Source organism: Paracoccus sp. TOH (assembly GCF_030388245.1).
Lineage (GTDB): Bacteria > Pseudomonadota > Alphaproteobacteria > Rhodobacterales > Rhodobacteraceae > Paracoccus > Paracoccus simplex.
Genome location: NZ_CP098362.1, coordinates 269,583 through 285,000, shown reverse-complemented (window position 1 = coordinate 285,000; position 15,418 = coordinate 269,583). Strand labels below are relative to the sequence as shown.

Below are 15,418 nucleotides of genomic sequence, written 5' to 3'. Positions count from 1 at the left end.
CGCCATGCTGACCAACATCATCAACGGTTTCACCGCGGTTCTGGCGCCCGCGCCGGTGCTGGGCATTGCGCTGGGGGTCTGCGTCGGGATCGTCTTCGGCGCCATCCCCGGCATTTCCGGGATCATGGCCATCGCGATCATGCTGCCCCTGACCTTCTATTTCGATCCGGTGGTGGGCATCGTGACCCTGCTGGCGGTCTATAAGGCAGGGATCTATGGCGGCTCGATTTCGGCGATCCTGATCAATACACCGGGCGCGGCCGCGTCCTTCCTGACCTCGCTCGACGGGCATGCGCTGGCGCGGGCCGGGAAAGCGGGCAAGGCGTTGTGCCTGGCGCTTTACGCCTCGGTCACCGGCGAGATGCTGGCGACGCTGGTGCTGATCTTCGTGGCCGCGCCGATCTCGCTGCTGTCGCTGCAGGCGGGTCCGATCGAAAAGGTCTGGCTTTTGGTCTTTGCCTTCACGGTGGTCGGTTCGATGACCGGGGAATCGGTGCCCCGGGGGCTTCTGTCCTGCTGCCTGGGGATGCTGTTCGCGATGGTCGGCATGTCGGCTTTGACGGGGGCGGCGCGGCTGACCTTCGGCATCCCCGAGCTGCTGAGCGGCTTCACCTTCCTTCCCCTGCTGATCGGGGTCCTGGTCATGCCCGAGGTGATCGAGGGCGTCCGCCGCCGCAAGACCCCGCAACACGAACTGGTCCTGAGGCATTCGCCCAATCCCGCCGACAACCGGATCAGCTTCCGCGAATACCGATCGGTCTTCGGGACGATTCTGAAATCGACCGGCATCGGGACCGTGGTCGGCGCTCTGCCGGGTCTGGGGTCAAGCGCGGCCGCCTTCCTGGCCTATGGCGAGGCCAAGCGCGCATCCAAGGAGCCGGAGACCTTCGGCAAGGGCTCGCTGCACGGGATCGCAGCGGCGGAATCCTCGAACAACGCCGTCTGCGGGTCGAGCATGATCCCGATGCTGACGCTCAGCATTCCCGGCGACGACGTGACCGCGCTGCTGATGGGCGCGTTCCTGATCCACGGCATCACCCCCGGACCGACGATCTTTTACGAACATACCGACACCATCTATGCCATCTTCGCCGGCTTCCTGATGGTGGATCTGTTCCTACTGGTGATCGCGCGCTTCGGCTTCCGGTTCTGGATGAAGGTGGCCTCGGTCAAGACCTATTTCATCTTCCCCTGCGTCTTCGCCTTTGCCGTCATCGGCGCCTTCACCACCAACCAAAGCCTGAACGATATTATGATCCTGCTGGTCTTTACCGTGTTGGGCTACGGGATGCGCCTTGTCGGGTTGAACCCCGCCGCCTTCATCATCGGCTTCATACTGATGCCGATCTTCGAGCAGAACCTCGACCAGGCGGTTTCCATCGCCGGCGGCGACTATCTGCGGCTGCTGGCCTCGCCCATCGGCTGGGGGTTCATCGCCCTTGCCGCACTGTCGGTCTGGTCGGCGATCCGCATGAACCGCAAGACGCGCCGCCGCGCGCTCGCGGCAAGCCAATCGCCGGTTCCGGCCGGTCGACACCTCTTCCAACAGGAGCATCAAAAGTGAAAAAACAGCTTGCCCTTCTTGCCGCCATCGGCACCTTCGCATCGGCCTTTGCGATGCCGGCCGCGGCCGAGTTTCCCGACAAGCCCATCCGGGTGATCGTGCCCTGGGGCGCGGGCGGCGATTCCGACCTGACCACGCGGGTCTGGGCCGATGCGGTCGAGAAGATCCTGGGCGTGCCCGTCGCGGTGGTCAACAAGGCCGGCGGCACCGGGGTTATCGGCACGACCGAGGTCGTGAACGCCAAGCCCGACGGCTATACGCTGTTGAACGTCGGGCTGAGCAATGTGCAGGTCACGCCCAACTTCAGCGACGTGTCCTATGATTTCGACAGCTTCACCCCGGTGGTGAAACTGTCGGCGGTTCCCCTGGGGATCCTGGTCGCCAAGAATAGCCCCTACGGCAGTTTCGAAGAGTTCATGCAGGGCGCCAAGGACAAGCGGCTGACGCAGGGATCCTGGGGCGCGGCCTCGTCGGGGACGATCCTTGCCAGCATCGCCGCGCGGCAAGCGGGCTATACCGTCGACTACGTGCACGCCAATACCACCGCCGAGTCGATGGTTTCGCTGATCGGCGGCCACATCGACTCTGCCGTCTCGTTTCCCCCCGCCTTCGATCCGCATCTGAAGTCGGGCAGCGCGCGCCTGCTGGTCGTGAACAAGAAGTCCGACCAATATCCCGGCGTGCCCAGCTTTGCCGATTTCGGCATCAAGGGCGATTTCGAGGGCTGGTCGGGCATCTTCGCGCCCAAGGAGGTGCCGCAGGAGGTGGTGGACAAACTGGTCGAGGCCAGCGCACAGGCGATGCAGGATCCTGAGGTCGTCAAGGCCTTCGAGAATATCGGCGCCAAAGTCGATTTCCGCCACGGCGACGAATGGGTGGCGGACATGCGCGCCACCTACGGCATCATGGCCGAAGCGGCCGCCGAAATGCGGAAATGACCGGCCGACCGGGCGCGCGGCTGTCGCGCGCCCGGGGCCCTGTGGCCGGTTCCGGCAGCACTCACAATTCGGAATGAACATGACACCGGACGAACGAAGCATCGCCGTCGTCGGCGGCGGTATCATTGGCATTTGCGCGGCGCTTTATCTTCAGGAAAAGGGCTTTCGGGTCACCGTCCTGGACCGGGCCGGGACCGACGATCAACGGGCCTCCTATGGCAATGCCGGGAACCTTTCGCCATGGTCCTGCGTGCCGGAATCCCTGCCAGGGCTGTGGAAATCCGTTCCCGGCTGGCTGCTGGACCCGCTGGGTCCGATGGCGATCCGGCTGCGTCATCTGCCGGCGGCCGCCCCTTGGCTGGCGCGCTTTCTGCAAGCCGGACGACCGGGCAGAATCCCGGCGCAGGCCGACGCTCTGCGCAGCCTCTATGCGCCGACCGTCGATCTTTACGAACACCTGCTGCGCGGCAGCGGGCACGAGGAACTGGTCCGTCGCTGCGTCTATATCCAGCTTTACCGCGACGAGGCGCAGGCCGACCTGAACGCGGTCGGCCTGCGGCTTCGGCGCGAGCGGGGCGCGCATGTCGAGCTTGTGGGCGCCGGCGCGCTGCGCGAGCTGGAACCCGACATCTCGCCGCATTACCGCAAGGCGGTGGTGATCCACGGGCAGGGTCACAGCGTCAATCCGCAAAGGCTGCTGCGGGTGCTGGCAGAGCGCGTGGTCCGGCAGGGCGGGCAAATGTTGCGGTGCGATGTCGCCCGGTTGCACCCCGGCCCCGGGGGCGTCAAGATCGAAACCCCGCAGGGCACGCTGGCCTTTGCCCAGGTGGTTGTCGCGGCCGGCGCGTGGTCGGCGAAGCTGCTGCGGCCTCTGGGGCTGACCATCCCGCTGGAAACCGAGCGGGGCTATCACCTGACCGTCCCCGACCCCGGGGTGCGTGTCAACAATACGCTGATGGAGGCCGGCCGCATGGTCGTGGCCAATTCCATGGAAGGCGGCCTGCGCCTGGCGGGAACCGTCGAGTTGGCGGGCCTGAGCGCCTCACCGGACTATCGCCGCGCCCGAAACCTGGCGATTCTGGGTCAAGAGATCTTTCCGGCGCTGAATGTGGAAAACGCAACCGAGTGGATGGGCCATCGCCCGTCGCTGCCGGATTCGCTGCCGGTGATCGGCCGGATGCCGGGCTGTCCCGACATCCTGCTGGCCTTCGGCCACAGCCATCTGGGCCTCTCGGGGGGTGCCCCCACCGGCCGGTTGATCGCCCAGCTCGCGGCGGGCGAAATACCTTCGGTCGATCTTGCGCCCTTCCGCGCCGACCGCTTCCGTTTCCTTGGCTCACAGGAGAAGTCGGCATGACCTTGCAACGCGGCGGCCGCAACATCTGCGGCATTTCCATCGGCGTGCTTTCGCTGGAAAGCTATTTCCCGAAGCCGCCGGGGCATATCAAGAACCCGTCCAGCCTGCCGTTCACCACGGCCTACGAGATTCTCGACGGCATCACCGTTCCGGAACTGTTGAACCGCCCGAGCCCGGCCATGGTCGGACGGTTGATCGAGGCAGCGCAACGGCTGGAACGCCAAGGTGTCCATGCGATTACCGGCTCCTGCGGGTTCCTGGCGCTGTTCCAGCGCGAAATCGCCGAGTCCGTGCGCATTCCCGTCTTTCTGTCGTCGCTGATCCAGGTGCCGCTGGTCTGGCAAATGACGCGGGCGCCCATCGGAGTGCTGACCGCCTCGGCCGCCGCCCTGACACCGCGCCATCTGGCCGGCGTCGGCGCGGATGGGATACCGCTGGAAATCCAGGGGTTGGAGGACACGCAGGAATTCGCCAGCGTCATCCTGCGCAATGAACGCAACGACATGGATCTGGACAAGGTGGAGGCCGAGGTCATCGCCGCGGGACGCGCCCTTGTCGCCCGCAATCCGGCGATCCGCGCGATCGTGCTGGAATGCACCGATCTGCCACCCTTTGCCTTCAGCCTGCAGCAGGCCCTGGCGCTTCCGGTGTTCGACCTGGTGACGCTGTCGGGGATGATCCACCAAGCCGCGCTCCGGCAAGCCTACAAGGGTTTTACATAGCGAGGCCGGTCGGGACATTCGCGCCCGGGCAGCCTGCGGAATGCCCGGGCATCCGTCCGCGATTGCACGCGCCGGGCACGCAACTCGTCTCCGATCCCAATCCATTGCACGACCCCGGCGAAACGAGCCGCCATCCCGTCAAGCCGACGCCTCGAACGCGAGGCCGGGCGAAATGTCGCGGTGATGTGGCTGACCGGGCGCGCCGCTCCTGCTTCGGACAACGGCGGCGCCCTCTGTTGGTGGGCCAGATGCGCATTCCAGCGCCAGGGCTTACCCCCGGCTCGCGATCCGGTATATGTGCTTTTCGGCCTTACTTTCCCCAGACCGCCTGCAACAGGTTCAACCAGTTCAGGCCCAGGATCTTTTCGATCCGCGCCTCGGTCCAGCCGGCATCGGCCATGGCGTCCGCGATATTCGGAAAATCCCGGATCTCGCGGAAACCGGCCGGGTTGACGATCTCGCCGAAGCTGGTCAGCCGACGGCCAAATCCCTTGTCATGCGTGATCCAGTCGAAAAACGGCTGGTCATAGCCCTGGGTGAAATCGGTGCCGATGCCGACAGCATCCTCGCCCACGATATTGATGACGTAATCCATCGCAGAGACGTAGTCGGCAATGGTCGAATTGACGCCATTGGCCAGAAAGGGCGGGAACATCGTCACGCCGACAAAACCGCCCTTGTCGACGATATAGCGCAGTTCCTCGTCCGACTTGTTGCGAGGATGCGCCTTGAGCCCCGTGGGCAGGCAATGCGAATAGGCAACGGGCACCGTCGAGGTGTCGATCACATCCCGCGACGTCTTCGGCCCCACATGGCTGAGATCGCACAGCATTCCGACGCGGTTCATCTCGGCCACGACTTCGCGGCCGAAATCCGACAAGCCGCTGTCGCGGCTTTCATAGCAGCCGCTGCCGACCCAGTTCTGGGTATTGTAGGTCATCTGCGCGATGCCGACCCCAAGGGTCTTGAGGATCTCGACATAACCGATCTTGTCTTCGAAAGCCGAGGTGTTCTGCATGCCCAGAACGACCGCCGTCTTTCCAGAAGCCTTCGCGCGGCGAATATCCGCAGCGCTTTCCGCCTTGACGATATGGTCGCCAAATTCGCGGAACCAGCGGTTCCATTGCACGATATTGTTGACGGTATCGCCGAAGTTCTCCCAGACGCTGCAGGTGCAGTTCGCGGCCGTCAGGCCCGATTGCTGCATTTCCCTGAACAGATCGCCGCTCCATTTCGAGATGATGAGACCGTCGATAACGACTGCGTTCTCATAGATCGTGCTGGCCTTGTCCTTCATGATGTTTTCCATTTCGATAAGATATATGATGACCGGGCTGCGCCGCGTGCCGGGCAGCCCAAGGCGCGCGTTCAGTCCGTCAGGATGCAGGCGACCTCGAAGCGGCATTCGGCGGCGCCCATGGCCGCGCATTGCACCTCGCGGCAGGTGATCTCCTGCGGCTCGATGCCGCGCATGGCACAGGCAAACTGCATGGCGCCGATCAGGAAACCCTCGAACATATAGCAAGCGGGTGCAGCGGCCTGCCCTTCCGACTCGAGCACATAGATCGACTCTCGCAGCGTGATCCGAGCCGTCAGTTGGTCCAGATCCAGCTGCTCGATGGAAAAGCGGCCCCAGCCCCGTTCCGAAAGCCGCTGCAGATAAAGCGCGAAGACATCGCGCTCGGACGCGCCCAGCAGTTCGGACTGGCGCTTGCACCAGTAAAAAGCGGACTTGGCGCCAGAGCGGTCCAGCATCGCCTCATAGGCATCGCGTCCAAGGGTTTCTTCGATTTCCTTGTGCATGTTCACCATGAAATGTCGCGGAACATAGACCATGGGCAGGCCATCGGTGCGCCAGATACCACTGGCTTCGTCCACGTCGATCTGAACAGCGGGCTGCATGTCATTCATCCTTGGATCAGAGGGTTAGCGTTGAAGAAGCGGGCTCCCTGGAGCAGGACCAGGGAGCCCGCCCGGGTCATCTTGCGGCTTGCTGGGCAGAGTAAAGGGACAGGCCCGCATCCGGCAGGAGCGCGGCGTCATCCATCAGCGAGATCCGCGAGGTTTCGCGCAAGGCCAGCCCGCCAAGGCCAGCCAGAACCGCAATGACCATCAGGTAAAGGGCCGGGGCAAGGTTGTTGCCGGTCGTGTCGATCAGCCAGGTCGCCATCAGCGGGGCCGTGCCACCGAAAAGCGTATATGAGACATTGTAGGTGAAGGCCGAGGCGGTATAGCGCGTCCGCGTGGGAAAGGTCTCGGACAGCAGCGTCGCCGTCACCACATTGGCCGTCAGCGCACCAGTCGCAAGCAGCAGGACACCGGGGATAGCCTTCCACAGCGCGCCGGAGCTGGCCAGCAGATAGGCCGGAACCACCATGACGAACAGCCATGCGCAGACGAAGCGGATCGTGTTGCGCCGGCCGATCCTGTCAGAGATGCGCCCCGCGACCGGACAGAACAGCGCGGCAAAGATCAGGGCGATCATCGTCACCAGCAAGGCCCGCGGCCGCGTGAACCCGCCCTCCACCTGCAGATAGGTTGAGAAGTAGGTGGTGAACATGTAGAATGACAGGGCTGTCAGCGAGATGAAGGTTCCCAGCCGCAGCATCGACTGGCTTTGGCTTTTCAGGGTTTCGCGAAGCGGCGAATGGGCATGGACGTTGTCGTCGGCAGCCATCGCCTTGAAGGCGGGCGTTTCCTCCATGCGCCAGCGCAGATACAGGCCGACCAGTCCCAGGGGCGCCGCAAGCAGGAAAGGCACGCGCCAGCCCCAGGCGGTCATCGCCTCGGCCGTCAGGCTGCTTTCCAGGGCAAAGACCAGCAGCGCGGCCGAAGCAAAAGCCAGGAAGGTCGATACCGGGATGAAGCTGCCATACCAGCCGCGCCTGTCGTTCGGCGCGTGCTCCATCACATATGCGATCGAGCCGGCATATTCGCCGCCCGCCGAAAAGCCCTGCAGGCAACGCAGAAACGTCAGCAGGATGGGTGCCGCTATGCCCCAGCTTGCATGGACCGGCAGAAGGCCGATCAGGGTGGTGGCCCCGGCCATCAGCAGGATCGTCAGCGACAGGACACCCTTGCGGCCCAGCCGGTCGCCCAGGACGCCGAAGAAGATCCCTCCCAACGGGCGCATGGCGAATGCGACCGCAAAGACCCCGAAAGTCTTGAGCAGCCCCAGGCTGACGCTTTCGCTGGGAAAGAACTGGCTGGCGATGATCGTCGCCAGGAATCCATAGACGGCAAAGTCGAACCATTCGACGAAATTGCCCATCGCGGCAGCGCTGATGACCTTGCGCAGCGCCGGAGCCGATGTCTGATCCTGAAGTCGTGCTGACATGTCTGACCTTTCTTCATTCGAGAAACAAGGACGAGAGGCATCGCGGGGCAGTGGCGGCTGGTGGGGATGCGGATGCGGATGCGCATACCGGCGCCCTGCCGCCCCAAACCATGGAGCGGAGCGGTTTGCCTTTGCGAGAAATGGCATCCGCGCCCGAGACAGCGGTTGTGGTTCTGCCCGCGGTTTATGGCCGAAAGGGGCCCTTTCGGATCGTCTCTAGCTTGCCTCAGCTTGTGGCGCGGAAACATCCGATAACTTGCGCCGGACATGCAGCGATATGCGATCGCCTGTCATTCGTGCACTCCCTGAAGCTGTTGAACTGGTTTTCCCGCAGGTTCTGTCGCCCGCGATACCCGGATGATCCACGACCGTGCCTTCGTTGTAAAATATCGAATCCGGTATTATTGATAACTAGTAGGAAATAATTTGGGCGCCACATGAGCCTTGATCTTCGACATCTGCGGGCCTTCGCCACGCTTGGACAGGAACTGCATTTCCGCCGCGCCTCGGAAAGCCTGCGCGTGGCGCAACCTGCGTTGACCAAGACGATCCAGCAGTTGGAGGACCATGTCGGTACGCCGCTTCTGGTGCGCTCGACACGCCGGGTCGAGTTGACCGAGGCGGGCCGGGTCTTTCTGGCCGAGATCGCGGATGTGACGGGGCAGATCGACCGGGCGGTCGAACGCGCCCGCAAGGCGGCGCGCGGCGTCCGGGGCGAGTTGCGCATCGCCTATACCGATTTCGCGATCAATGGCGCTTTGCCGCATTTCCTGCGCGCCTTCAACGAGGCCCATGCCGATATCTACCTGGACCTGATCTTCATGCCGACGATCCATCAACACGAGGCGATCTTGCACCATCGCATCGACATCGGCTTTCTTTACGGGGTCTCGGACCAGCAGCCGATCAACAGCCTGCTTTTCGACGAGAACGATTACGTTGCCATCCTACCCGTGAACCACCACCTGGCGGAGCGCGATCAACTGGCGCTGAGCGACCTGAAAGCCGAGAAGTTCGTATTCGGGACGGGCGACAGCTGGATGATCTTTCGCAACCAAGTGTTTGCGGAATGCCGGGCCCGCGGGTTCCTGCCAGAAATATCGCTCGAGGCGACCAACAGCGATGGCATCTTCGGCCTTGTCATCGCCGGCGCCGGTGTCGCGATCTATTCCAGCGCGATCGGCAACATGCCCCGGCAAGGCATCGCCATCCGCCAGTTGGTCGACATGCCGGCAAAATTGCCGATAACCGCCGTCTGGGAACATGGCAATGGTTCTGAAGAACTGACCATCTTTCTAAGGTTCTTGCGCCGCTTTCGGCCCCTGGCCAAGGACGGGTGATCTGTTCCCGGGCTCTGGCGCAGAACTCGGCCAACAGAATGATCACCCTTGTTCCTTTGCTCTACCGGTTAATTTTGCGGGCCGCGAAAGCGCCTGCTCGGCCAGCGCCCCGCCGCCCCAGGTCTAGTCTGGCCCCCCAGCCGCATCCTGGTCGGGACGCATTCGGCACCCGCGTTGAACCCGTCGTTCAACGCCCGTCCGCAGCCGGCCGCGGAGCGCATCCGCAGCGTCGCCAGCCGATGCGGACCGCGCGGCGCCGGACAGGGGATCTTTCCGGGCGGCGCCCGGAGCCTTCCAGGGCCCGGGCGCCATGCGGTCATTGCAGGCAGGGCTCGAACTGCTGGCACAGCGCGGTTTCCGACACCAGCCGGCCAGCGGACAGCACCCGCAGATGCTCGGTGCCGCCGGCGACCAGCGCGGGGATGTCGGGGGCCCGCGCGATCAGCAGGTCGGCGCGGGCACCGGGCCGCAGCCCGTGGTCGTCCAGCCCCATCAGCCGGGCCGGGATCCGTTCGATCATGCGCCAGGCCAGCGCCAGCTCGTTGCCCTTGAGATGCCCGGCCAGCAGCGTCCAGCGCGCGATCTCGAGCAGATCGCCCGAGCCAGTGGGCACAAAGGGATCTTCGATATTGTCCGAGGCGCTGGCAATCGCCACGCCGCCGCGGATCATCTCGGCCACGCGGGTCAGGCCGCGCGGTGGCAGCATCGCGGCCTCGCGGCCCTGCAGATAGAGGTTCGCCGCCGGCAAGGTTACCACGCCGAGGTCCAGCGCAAGGATCTGTTCCATGATCGGCAGGAAATCCTCGCGCGGCATGGCGCTGAGGACCGAGCAGTGGCTCAGCACCACCCTGCCCTGCATGCCGTGGCGCCGCACCCGGTCGAAGACCTTGGGGAACAGCTGGCGCGAGGCGTCCAGATGCTCGTCCAGATGCAGGTCCACCGGCAGGCCATGGCGCGCGGCGGCGTCGAAGATGATGTCCAGATAGCGGTCGGGATCCTCGGCCACGGCGGGGGTGCCGCCCATGGCGTCCGAGAGCTGTGCAGCGCGGTCGATATTGGCGCGCAGCCAGTCCAGATCCTGCCCTGGATGCGGGGTCATGAAGCCGACCAGTTGCAGCCGCACGCGGTCCGCCCAATCGGCACGCAGCTGCGCCAGCGCCTCGATCCCGGCAAAGCCGGCGTCCTTGTCGACGTTCACATGGCTGCGGATCGCCGTGGTGCCATGCGACAGGCAGCGGGCCAGCGTGCGGCTGGCGCGGGCGGTGACATCGCCCGGCGGTGCCTGGCGCGCATAGGCCGCAAAGGCGTCGCGCGCGCCCTGCAGGGTGCCCGATGGATTCGGCGCCAGCCGCAGCACGCCCGTCTTGTCCAGGTGCTGGTGCATGTCGACCAGACCCGGCATGACCAGGCAATCCGCGGCCTCGACCAGCTGCGCGCCTTCGGGCGGATCGATGCGGGCGGCGATGGCGGCAATGCGGCCGTCCTGTCCGACCAGAACATCGGCGGGGCCGTGCAAGCCGTCCTCGGGCACGATCAAACCGCCGCGGATCAACAGCGGCGGAGTCTGGCGATTGGAGCGCATTTGGTTCATGGTATTCCTCTTGTGCAAGCGGCGGAAGCGCGGAGCCGGCCAAGCGGCCCCGCGGATAGGTTCAGGCCTCGGCGCGGCGTGCGTCCGGGCCGGGAAGATGGGTGTCTTCCGCATCGCCATCGCCGGTGCCGTTCAACACCAGGTTCAGCGTGACCGAGACCAGGCAGGCGACCACCACGCTGCTGTGCAGGATCGACTGCGCCCATTCCGGCAACTGGCCGAACAGCGTCGGCAACAGCGTCGGGATCAGCGCGATGCCCATGGTCAGCGCGACGATCAGCATGTTGTAGTCGTTGTTCACGTAATCGACCTTGGCCAGCGCCTGGATACCGGCCGCGGCAACGATGCCGAACATGGCGATGGCCGCGCCTCCCAGCGCCGGGGCCGGCACCGCAGCCAGCACCGCGCCGAACTTCGGCAGGAAGGCCACCACGCACAGGATCAGCCCGCAAAGCGCCACCACCCAGCGGCTGCGAACGCCGCTCAGGATGACAAGGCCCACATTCTCCATATGCGCGATGAAGGGAAAGCCCGCGAACATCCCGGCGACCGAGCTCGCCAAGCCGTTCGCCCGCACGCCATCGGCGACATCGGCCGGCGTCACCTCTTTCTCGACCATGTCGCCGATCGACACGAACAGCCCCATGCTCTCGACCGTCTGCACCACCATGACGATGGCGATGGTCAGAAACGGCAGAAAGCCAAAGGTCGGCACGCCGAACTGGAAGGGCGTCGGCACCACCAGCCAGGGCGCCTCGTGCACCGCCGCCAGGCTGCCCATGCCCAGGCCCCAGGCCACGAGACCGCCCACGGTCATGCCGATCAGCACCGAAAGGTTGCGCAGAAGCGGCGTACCCAGCCGGGTCAGCACCAGGATCACCGCCAGCACCAGCAGCGCGACGGCCAGGAAGGCCGGATCGCCGAAATCGGTGCTGCCATGGCCACCACCCGCCCATTGATAGGCGACCGGCAGCAATTGCAATCCGATGGCGGTGATGATGCAGCCGGTGACGACCGGCGGGAAAAACCGGCGCAGCCGTCCCGCCAGAGGCGCGATGGCCATGATGAACAGTCCGCCCATCATGACCGCGCCGCAGATGCCGGCGATGCCGACGCCCGGCATGGTGCCGATGGCAATGATCGCCGAGACGCTGCTGAAGGCGACACCGTTCATGATCGGCAGCCTGACGCCGAAGCGCCAGAATCCGATCGTCTGCACCAGCGTCGCCAGGCCGGAACAAAAGAATGTCGCGCTGATCAGCAGCACGGTGTCGCGCTGCGAAAAGCCCAGGGCATTGGCGATGATCAGCGGCACCGCGACCGAGCCCACATAGGACACCGCGACATGCTGCAAGGCCAGCGCGATCATCCTGCGCGCCGATAGTATCTCATCCACCGGATGAACTGTGCTTGTCATATTCTCTCCCCCCTTCATTGATCGGGTCTCCTCTCCCCGCCCGGCCGACGGCCGAACAAAAAACGGCGCGGTCCCGTCTCCTCCCAGGTCCGCGCCATTGCTTCATGTTGGCCGTGACCCGGTCACGCCGCCATGCAGGCCGCCAGCCGCTCCTTCAGGGCCACGCGGTCCAGGTTACGGCCGATGAACACCATCTTGTTGCAACGCGGCTCGTCCGCCCAGGGATGGTTCGGCCGGAACTCGATCTGGTCGTGGACGCCATGCAGCACATAGCAATAGTCGTCGCCCTTGACCGAGAAGATGCCTTTCATGCGGAACAGGTTGTTCAGGTCCTGTCCGCGCATCTCCTCGACCCAGGCCTGCATTGCCGCCGGGTCCATGTGGCCCTGCAGCTCGATCCCGACCGAACCGACCGAAGCGTCGTGGTCGTGGCTCGCGTCGCCCAGCCAGGGTGCCTGATGATGGTGATGGTCGTGGCTGGCATCGACCTCGGCCGCGATCTTGCGGCTCTGGTCAAAGGCAGCGAGGCCCAGGATCTTCCCGAGGTCGATCTGGGCAAAGCTGGAACGCACCTGCTCGGCGGTCTCGTTCAGCCCGGTGACGCGGGCCGAAACGGCGGCGATCTCCTCCTCGGACGCCAGGTCGACCTTGTTCAGCACGATGCGGTCGGCGCAGACGATCTGGTCCACGGCCTGATTGTCATGCGCCTCGATCAGGCTGTCGTCCAGGTGGCGCAGCACATGCTTGACATCGACCAGCGCGATGACGCCGTCCAGATTGGTCTCGTCCCGGATCGGATCGTCCAGGAAGAAGGTCTGCGCGATCGGATAGGGATCGGCGAGGCCGCTGGTCTCGATGATGATATGGTCCAGCCGCTCGGGCCGGTCCAGAAGCTGGCGGATGACGCGCAACAGGTCGTCGCGCGCCTCGGCCACGCAGCAGACGCAGCCATTGGTCATCTCGAAGATTTCCTCGGTGCTGCCCACGACCAGTCCGCCGTCGATGCCGATCTCGCCGAATTCGTTCTCGATCACGGCGATCTTCATGCCGTGGTTTTCCCGCAGGATGTAGTTCAGCAGCGTGGTCTTGCCCGAACCGAGAAACCCGGTCAGCACGGTGACGGGGATCTTGTCCTTGATGGTCTTCTGCATCGGTCTCATACCCTCCCAAGGTTGAAAAATTCAGGGCGCCTTGACCCAGCGCCGCACGCCGGCGCAATCGAGGTCGAACAGGTCCAGCACCCGGCCCAGTGTCTGGTCCACCATCGCGTCGATGCCGGCAGGCCGGGCATAGAAGGCCGGGACCGGTGGCGCGATGATGCCCCCCATGCGCGTCACGGCCAGCATGTTCTTGAGGTGGCTTTCGGCCAGCGGCGTCTCGCGCGCCAGCAGCACCAGCCGGCGGCGTTCCTTCAGCGTGACCTCGGCCGCGCGGCTGATCAGACCCGAGGTGACGCCCTGCGCGATCTCGGCCAGGGTCTTCATCGAGCAGGGCGCGACGATCATGCCCATGGTGCGGAACGAGCCGCTGGAGATCGAGGCCGCCACGTCGTCCGAGCGATAAAGCACATCCGCCCGCGCCTCGATGTCCGAAAGCTTCAGGTCGGTTTCATGCATCATGGTCAGCAGCGCGGCGCGGCTGACGGTGACATGCGTCTCGACCCCCAGTTCGCGCAGCAACTCCAGCAGGCGCAACCCATAGACCACGCCCGAGGCGCCGCTGATTCCCACCGCCATCCGGGGGCGGCTGGGCCCGCGCGGAATGGCATAGGCGTTCATGGCTGCGCCCCCGAAAGGATCGCCGCCGCCCGCGCCCGCGCCTCGGGCGACAGGGTGGCGCGGATGCCATGGAAATCCGGCCCCCGCGTCGCGTCCAGCGCCAGCCGCGAGGTGGTGCCGTCGGCGGTCGAGGACGGGTCCAGCGGGCTGCCGGGCAGGCCGTCGATGCTGAACATGTCGCGATGCGGCTGGAAATGCGTGGCCAGCGCCCAAAGCACCTGGCTGTCCTGCGCCACGTCCACGTCCTCATCGACCGCGATCACGGTCTTGAGATAGGGATCCCAGCCCAGCAGACCCAGCATGACCTGCCGCGCCTCGCCCGGGCGGCTTTGCCTCAAGGCGACATAGGCGTGGAAATGCGTGCCCGAGGTTGGGTAATGCAGCCGCGTCACCGCCGGGAAGCGGGCCTTGATCTTCTCGAACATCTCGGCCTCGCGCGGCAGGCGGGCCAGGTTCAGGTGTTCGTCGGTGGCGCCGCCGACCACGTCGACCAGCCAGGGGTCGCGCTTGCGCAGCACCGTCTGGACATGGAACAGCGTGTTGGTCGAGCGGTCCGAACTGTAGCCCGAGAACTCGCCGAAGGGGCCTTCGGCCACATGCGCCTCGGGGTCCAGTTCGCCCTCCAGCACGAATTCGGCCGCGGCGGGCACGCCGATGCCATGGCGGGGCGTCCGCACGACCTGCAAGGCCTCGCCCATCAGCGCGCCGGCGATGGCACGCTCATCGGTGCCGAAGGCCACGCGGGCCGAGGCGGCCATCATGAACAGCGGATGCGCGCCGATGACCATGGCCACGGGCAGCGGCCGGCCGGCCTCGCGCGCGGTCTGATACATGCGCCACAGATGACCGCGCGAATGCAGGCTGGTCGCCAGCGCATTGCGGGCATGGCGCATGGAGCGGTGATAGCTCAGGTTCGCCACCCCGGTCTCGGGGTCTTCGGCGACGATGATGGCATTGGTGACATAGGCGCCGCGGTCGCTGTCGAAATGCCGGATCATCGGGATCTGCTCCAGATCGACGGCATCGCCTTCGGCCACCACCTCGGTCACCGGGCCGCTGTCGACCGGGACAGGCGGGATCGGCGCATTGGCGCGGCGCTGGTATTCGGCATGCAGGTTCGCCAGATCCGTGCCCATGATCCGGGCGATGCGGTCGCGCGAGGCGAAGACGTTCGTCACCAGCGGGTAGGCGCAGCCCGGCACGCTGTCGAAAGACAGCATCGGGGCGCGGCCCTGCCGGGCCAGATCCTCGACCAGCGCCGTCACGTCCTGCCCGCAGCCCAGAGGGGCCGGGACATGCAGCACGTCCTGCGGAAAGCGGGCGCGGTAGTCGCGGGCAAAATCTTGAAAATCCTGACGCATGCTCTTGTCCGTT

At 65.2% G+C, this 15,418-nt stretch carries 13 protein-coding genes; 5 read left to right on the top strand and 8 right to left on the bottom strand.

Annotated elements, in window-relative coordinates:
• The first annotated feature begins 4 nt into the window (after nucleotides 1–4).
• The 4 genes from NBE95_RS18440 (at nucleotide 5) to NBE95_RS18425 (ending at nucleotide 4,581) form a co-directional block, all read left to right on the top strand.
• A complete protein-coding gene (locus NBE95_RS18440) occupies nucleotides 5–1,564 on the top strand; it encodes a tripartite tricarboxylate transporter permease (RefSeq protein ID WP_289896489.1) in 1,560 nt (519 codons plus the stop codon).
• The gene (locus NBE95_RS18435; RefSeq protein ID WP_289896488.1) at nucleotides 1,561–2,502 is read left to right on the top strand and encodes a tripartite tricarboxylate transporter substrate binding protein; all 942 of its coding nucleotides are present in this window, start codon (nucleotides 1,561–1,563) and stop codon (nucleotides 2,500–2,502) included. Before NBE95_RS18440 ends, NBE95_RS18435 begins: the two co-directional genes overlap by 4 nt.
• A gap of 79 nt (nucleotides 2,503–2,581) precedes the next feature.
• On the top strand, nucleotides 2,582–3,859 hold the full coding sequence (locus NBE95_RS18430) for an FAD-binding oxidoreductase (protein WP_289896487.1): 1,278 nt from the start codon (nucleotides 2,582–2,584) through the stop codon (nucleotides 3,857–3,859).
• On the top strand, nucleotides 3,856–4,581 hold the full coding sequence (locus NBE95_RS18425) for an aspartate/glutamate racemase family protein (RefSeq protein WP_289896486.1): 726 nt from the start codon (nucleotides 3,856–3,858) through the stop codon (nucleotides 4,579–4,581). Before NBE95_RS18430 ends, NBE95_RS18425 begins: the two co-directional genes overlap by 4 nt.
• Before the next feature lie 310 nt (nucleotides 4,582–4,891).
• On the opposite strand, the gene NBE95_RS18420 is transcribed toward NBE95_RS18425, so the two are convergent.
• The 3 genes from NBE95_RS18420 to NBE95_RS18410 form a co-directional block, all read right to left on the bottom strand.
• Entirely contained in the window at nucleotides 4,892–5,878 is a 987-nt protein-coding gene (locus NBE95_RS18420) for a dipeptidase (RefSeq protein ID WP_289896485.1), read from the bottom strand.
• 71 nt (nucleotides 5,879–5,949) lie between these two features.
• The gene (locus NBE95_RS18415; RefSeq protein ID WP_289896484.1) at nucleotides 5,950–6,483 is read right to left on the bottom strand and encodes a 4-vinyl reductase; all 534 of its coding nucleotides are present in this window, start codon (nucleotides 6,481–6,483) and stop codon (nucleotides 5,950–5,952) included.
• A gap of 76 nt (nucleotides 6,484–6,559) precedes the next feature.
• Complete coding sequence (locus NBE95_RS18410) at nucleotides 6,560–7,918, bottom strand: MFS transporter (RefSeq protein ID WP_289896483.1); 1,359 nt, start codon at nucleotides 7,916–7,918, stop codon at nucleotides 6,560–6,562.
• A gap of 437 nt (nucleotides 7,919–8,355) precedes the next feature.
• Between NBE95_RS18410 and NBE95_RS18405 the strand changes: the two genes are divergently transcribed.
• Nucleotides 8,356–9,258: a LysR family transcriptional regulator gene (locus NBE95_RS18405; RefSeq protein WP_289896482.1), complete on the top strand. Its 903-nt coding sequence runs from the start codon at nucleotides 8,356–8,358 to the stop codon at nucleotides 9,256–9,258.
• Nucleotides 9,259–9,574: 316 nt separating this feature from the next.
• On the opposite strand, the gene NBE95_RS18400 is transcribed toward NBE95_RS18405, so the two are convergent.
• From NBE95_RS18400 to NBE95_RS18380, 5 genes are all read right to left on the bottom strand, one after another.
• Complete coding sequence (locus NBE95_RS18400; protein WP_289896481.1) at nucleotides 9,575–10,849, bottom strand: amidohydrolase family protein; 1,275 nt, start codon at nucleotides 10,847–10,849, stop codon at nucleotides 9,575–9,577.
• A 61-nt stretch (nucleotides 10,850–10,910) separates the two neighbouring features.
• On the bottom strand, nucleotides 10,911–12,266 hold the full coding sequence (locus tag NBE95_RS18395) for a nucleobase:cation symporter-2 family protein (RefSeq protein WP_289896480.1): 1,356 nt from the start codon (nucleotides 12,264–12,266) through the stop codon (nucleotides 10,911–10,913).
• Nucleotides 12,267–12,388: 122 nt separating this feature from the next.
• Entirely contained in the window at nucleotides 12,389–13,417 is a 1,029-nt protein-coding gene (locus NBE95_RS18390; RefSeq protein ID WP_289896479.1) for a GTP-binding protein, read from the bottom strand.
• A 30-nt stretch (nucleotides 13,418–13,447) separates the two neighbouring features.
• Nucleotides 13,448–14,044, bottom strand: coding sequence for a UbiX family flavin prenyltransferase (locus tag NBE95_RS18385; RefSeq protein WP_289896478.1), 597 nt, complete (start codon nucleotides 14,042–14,044; stop codon nucleotides 13,448–13,450).
• On the bottom strand, nucleotides 14,041–15,405 hold the full coding sequence (locus NBE95_RS18380) for a UbiD family decarboxylase (protein ID WP_289896477.1): 1,365 nt from the start codon (nucleotides 15,403–15,405) through the stop codon (nucleotides 14,041–14,043). The genes NBE95_RS18385 and NBE95_RS18380 overlap by 4 nt, the downstream gene beginning before the upstream one ends.
• Nucleotides 15,406–15,418 lie beyond the last annotated feature (13 nt).

Coding starts and splice junctions, on each gene's coding strand:
- NBE95_RS18440 (WP_289896489.1), top strand. CDS start 5: ATGCTGACCAACATCATCAACGGTTTCACCGCGGTTCTGGCGCCCGCG.
- NBE95_RS18430 (WP_289896487.1), top strand. CDS start 2,582: ATGACACCGGACGAACGAAGCATCGCCGTCGTCGGCGGCGGTATCATT.
- NBE95_RS18425 (WP_289896486.1), top strand. CDS start 3,856: ATGACCTTGCAACGCGGCGGCCGCAACATCTGCGGCATTTCCATCGGC.
- NBE95_RS18420 (WP_289896485.1), bottom strand. CDS start 5,878: ATGAAGGACAAGGCCAGCACGATCTATGAGAACGCAGTCGTTATCGAC.
- NBE95_RS18415 (WP_289896484.1), bottom strand. CDS start 6,483: ATGCAGCCCGCTGTTCAGATCGACGTGGACGAAGCCAGTGGTATCTGG.
- NBE95_RS18410 (WP_289896483.1), bottom strand. CDS start 7,918: ATGTCAGCACGACTTCAGGATCAGACATCGGCTCCGGCGCTGCGCAAG.
- NBE95_RS18405 (WP_289896482.1), top strand. CDS start 8,356: ATGAGCCTTGATCTTCGACATCTGCGGGCCTTCGCCACGCTTGGACAG.
- NBE95_RS18400 (WP_289896481.1), bottom strand. CDS start 10,849: ATGAACCAAATGCGCTCCAATCGCCAGACTCCGCCGCTGTTGATCCGC.
- NBE95_RS18395 (WP_289896480.1), bottom strand. CDS start 12,266: ATGACAAGCACAGTTCATCCGGTGGATGAGATACTATCGGCGCGCAGG.
- NBE95_RS18390 (WP_289896479.1), bottom strand. CDS start 13,417: ATGCAGAAGACCATCAAGGACAAGATCCCCGTCACCGTGCTGACCGGG.
- NBE95_RS18385 (WP_289896478.1), bottom strand. CDS start 14,044: ATGAACGCCTATGCCATTCCGCGCGGGCCCAGCCGCCCCCGGATGGCG.
- NBE95_RS18380 (WP_289896477.1), bottom strand. CDS start 15,405: ATGCGTCAGGATTTTCAAGATTTTGCCCGCGACTACCGCGCCCGCTTT.